This window comes from Microbacterium sp. 22215 (genome assembly GCF_052045655.1).
GTDB lineage: Bacteria > Actinomycetota > Actinomycetes > Actinomycetales > Microbacteriaceae > Microbacterium > Microbacterium phyllosphaerae.
Map to the genome: position 1 here is coordinate 1 of NZ_JBQEPC010000016.1, position 4,751 is coordinate 4,751.

A 4,751-nucleotide genomic window follows, 5' to 3' on the forward strand; every position below is an offset into this window, starting at 1 on the left:
GTCAGCACATACGTCCACGTCACCACATCACCGGCCCGGCCCGTCGCCCCCGGAGCCAACGCACCACGGTCGGTCACCGACACCGCCGGAGCCGCCGCCACCGTCGGAACCACACTCTCCGCAGACACCACCGTGATCGGCTCACTCCGCGCCGGCACACCAGACGCCGACGCCGTGTTCACCACACGACCCGCATCCACATCCGCCTGCACGATCACATACGACCCCGTCGCCGTCGCCGTCTCCCCCGGAGCGATCACCCCCGGAGCACCCGCATCCGGCCACACCACACCCGACAACACCACACCCGGCACCGCATCCGACAGCACCACACCCGACACCGTCACATTGCCCGTGTTCGTCACACCGAACTCATACGACACCACATCGCCCACCGCACCAGCACCCGACGCCACACCCGACTTCGACACCGACAACCCCGCCGCAGGCAACACCGTATTCACCCGCACCGTGTTCGTATCCGCCGACACCCGCACCCCACCCGGAGCGAACGCCGCCACCGACGCCGTATTCTCCACAAAACCCGCATCCACATCCGCCTGCGTCAGGTCGTACTTCCCCCGACCGACGGCCTGCTCACCGACACCGACACGACCGGGCGCGGCAGGGTCGGGCCACACGATCGACACGTCATACAGGCCGACCATCGGATCCACCAGCACACCGCCGGTGACCGTCACGTTGCCCGTGTTCGTCACCACCACCTCGTACTGCACCGTGTCTCCGACCGCACCGATGTCACCCGCAGCCAGAACACCCGACTTCACCGCAGACAGCGCAGGAGTCCTGGGGATGGTGACCGTCGCGGCGTCGGCGGCATCGACCGTCGTGCCGGCGGGTGTGCTCGCGACGACCTCGACCGCGTTGGCGACCGATCCGGCATCGATGTCCGCCTGGGTGAGCGTGTAGGTCGCGGTACCGCGTGCCGCGGTACCGACCGGAAGGACGCCGGTCGCTGCGGGGTCATCGCTCGGCCAGACCACGTCGATGGCGCTGAGCCCCGACAGTGCGTCCGAGAGCTCCACGGCGCGGAGAGTCTGGTTGCCGCTGTTCGCGATCGTGAAGCCGAACTGCACGACATCGCCGACCTGACCGGTGGAGCCCGGCGCGAGTGCGCCCGTCTTGTCGATCATGATCCCGGCATCCGCCTCGATCGTCGGGGTGCTGACACGGTCGGAGTCGTCCTGCACGGCAGCCCCGCTCGGAGCGGACCCCGCGGCGGTCGCGATGTTCACGATCTCTCCCGCGTCCACATCCGTCTGCACGATCGCGTAGCTCGCGGTCGCCGTCGCGACCTCGCCCGGCGCGAGCACGCCTGTCTCACCCGGCCAGCGCACCGTCGGCGCCGAGAGTCCCGGAAGAGGGTCGGAGAGCGTGATCGCGGACACCGTGACGTTGCCCGTGTTCTCGATGGTGAAGGAGTAGTCGACGATGTCGCCCACAGCACCGTCGCCGCGCACCGTCGCCGTCTTGCCCGTTCGCAGCTCCGGTGCCGCAGCTGCGACGCTCGTGTCCGTCGGCGGTGTGCTCGCCGTGATCGTGTCGCCCACCGGCGGCTTTCCGCTGGCGGTGGCGATGTTGGTGACGGAGCCGCGGTCCACGTCGGCCTGCGTGATGGTGTAGTCGGCCGCGGCGTCGACCGTCTCACCCGGCAGCAGGATGCCGGGCTCGCCGGGCCAGTCGAACGTGGGCGAGCTGACGCCGACCAGGGCATCCACGAGGTCCACGAGCGTGAGTGTGACGTTGCCCGTGTTCGTGATGCCGAAGGTGTAGTCGATCCGGTCGCCGACGTCGCCCGCACCGTCGACCACCCCGGACTTCGTCGCAGCGATGCCGGGGCGCGCCGCGATCTCGACCGAGGCGACGGAGCTGCCGGTGACGTCCGCTCCGCGCGGCGGGGTGCCGACCCCGTCGACGGCGCTCGACACACCGCCGCGATCGACGTCTGCCTGGGTGAGTTCGTACGTCGAGACCGCCGTCACCGTCTGACCGGGGAGCAGCACTCCCGGGCGGGCCGGGTCCGGCCACGTGTACTCGGGGGCCGTGGAGCCGCTGAGACGGTCGGTCAGGGCGACGCCCGTGAGAGTGACGTTGCTCGTGTTCTGCAGCGAGTAGCTCCAGGTGACGACATCACCCGCGACGCCTGTGGCATCGGGGTCGAGCGCGGCGGTCTTGTCCACGACGATCGAGGCCTGGATGCCCTGGGTGTCGACGGTCTCGATGCCGGCAGGACTCGTGACGGGACCACCCCGCGAGCTGCCGCTCGCCGTCGCCGCGTTGGCGATCGATCCGGCATCGACGTCCGTCTGGGTGATCGTGTAGCCGGCCGTCGCGATCGCGGTCTGCCCGGGCGCGAGCACACCGGCCGCTCCCGGCCAGGTGATCTGCGCCTCGCTGAGCCCCGGCATCGGGTCGGCGAGCGTGATCGCGCTCACGGTCACGTTCCCGGTGTTCGTGATGCGGAAGGTGTAGTCGACAGAGCCGCCTGCACCGCCGTCGCCGTCGACGACGCCGTCCTTCACGACGGTCAGCGCCGCCGCGGGCTGCACGGTGTTGATCACGACCGGGTTGGAGTCTGCGACGACGATCGTCCCCTGCTCGGTGACCGCCTCGACGCCGGCCACGTTCCGCACGAACCCCCGATCGATGTCGGCCTGGGTGAGCGTGTACCGAGCGACTCCGACGACCGTGTCGCCGACGAGCAGCTCGCCCTCAGGGCCGGGCCAGGCGATCTCGGGCAGAGAGAGTCCGGCGAGACGATCGATGAGTCGACCGTCCTGCACGGTCACGTTGCCCGTGTTCGTCACGACCAGGCGGTACTCGATCACGTCTCCGACGGCCCCGATCCCCGGCTCGAGCAGCTGTCCGCTCTTGACCGTCGTCAGCTCTGCCGCCTCGGTGATGGGAACCGTCGCGGTCGCCGTGCGTTCGACCGGCGCACCGCCGGGGGCGGATGCCGTCAGGGTGACGCTGTTGTCGACTCGCCCTCGATCGACGTCGGCCTGAGTGAGCTCGTACTCCGCGGTGGCATCGGCGGTCGCGCCGGGGGCGAGGACGCCGTCTGCTCCGGGCCAGGAGACCACGATGTCGGACAGGCCGACGAGCTGGTCGTCGAGAGCAACCCCAGACAACGTGACATTGCCCGTGTTCGCGATGCGGAACGAGTACCGCACCGTGTCGCCTGCGCGGCCCGTCGCACCGGGCTCGAGCACGCCGCTCTTGCTCACGGTCGCATCCGGCGCGGCCACGACTGTGGGAACGACGACTCGGTCCGACGGGTCCTCGACGGTGGTGTCCGAGGGATCGGTGCCGGAGCCCACCGCGATGTTCGACACCGACCCACGATCGACATCGGCCTGCGTGATGACATATCGCGCGGTGCCCACGAGAGTCTGCTCGGGCGCGAGAACCCCTGCGACGCCGGGCCACACGACCGAGATGTCGGAGAGGTCGTCGAGCTCGTCGACGATGCCCACGCCGTCGAGGGTCACATTGCCCGAGTTGCGCACGGTGACCGTGTACTCGATGACGTCGCCCACGGCTCCGTCGGCACCGTTCGCGATGACGGCGGACTTCGTCGTGACCACGGCGGGTGCGAATGCGTCGAGTGGCGTCACGACGGCATCGGAGGATGCCGAGATGCTCGTGCCGCCGGGAAGCGACGCACTGGCCGATGCGGTGTTCGTCACGTCGCCGGCGTCGACATCGCTCTGCGTGATGACGTACGTCGCGGTGGCCGTGGCGACTTCGCCCGGCGCGAGCACACGGTTCGTCGTCGGCCACGTGATCGTCGGGGTGCTGAGACCGGAGAGCGTGTCGGACAGCACGACGCCCGACAGGGTCACGTTGCCGCGGTTCTCGATCGTGAACGCGTACTCGATCGTGTCTCCGACGCTGCCGCCTGTGGCGGTGTCATCCTTCGTGACGACGAGCTCCGGAGCGCTGACGATCGGCACGGTCGCCGGGCTTGTGGCCGAGACCGCGGCTCCCCCGTTGGCCGGTGTTCCTGTTCCGGTGACGAGGCTCGTGACGCTGCCCGCGTCGACATCCGCCTGAGTCAGGACGTACGTCGCCGTCGCCGTCACCGACTCGCCCGGGGCGAGGATCCCGACCGGAGTCGTCCAGGTGTAGCTCGGCGGGGTCGTCCCGGTGAGGGAGTCGGCGAGGGCGGCACCGGTCAGGGTCACGTTGCCGTCATTGGTCAGCACATACGTCCACGTCACCACATCACCGGCCCGGCCCGTCGCCCCCGGAGCCAACGCACCACGGTCGGTCACCGACACCGCCGGAGCCGCCGCCACCGTCGGAACCACACTCTCCGCAGACACCACCGTGATCGGCTCACTCCGCGCCGGCACACCAGACGCCGACGCCGTGTTCACCACACGACCCGCATCCACATCCGCCTGCACGATCACATACGACCCCGTCGCCGTCGCCGTCTCCCCCGGAGCGATCACCCCCGGAGCACCCGCATCCGGCCACACCACACCCGACAACACCACACCCGGCACCGCATCCGACAGCACCACACCCGACACCGTCACATTGCCCGTGTTCGTCACACCGAACTCATACGACACCACATCGCCCACCGCACCAGCACCCGACGCCACACCCGACTTCGACACCGACAACCCCGCCGCAGGCAACACCGTATTCACCCGCACCGTGTTCGTATCCGCCGACACCCGCACCCCACCCGGAGCGAACGCCGCCACCGACGCCGT

General features: G+C 69.6%; 1 protein-coding gene. It reads right to left on the bottom strand.

Annotated elements, in window-relative coordinates; translation table 11 throughout:
- The coding region (locus tag ACTJKH_RS17665; RefSeq protein ID WP_440738001.1) for a beta strand repeat-containing protein at window positions 1-4,742 on the bottom strand (4,742 nt) is incomplete at its 3' end.
- Window positions 4,743-4,751: the final 9 nt, after the last annotated feature.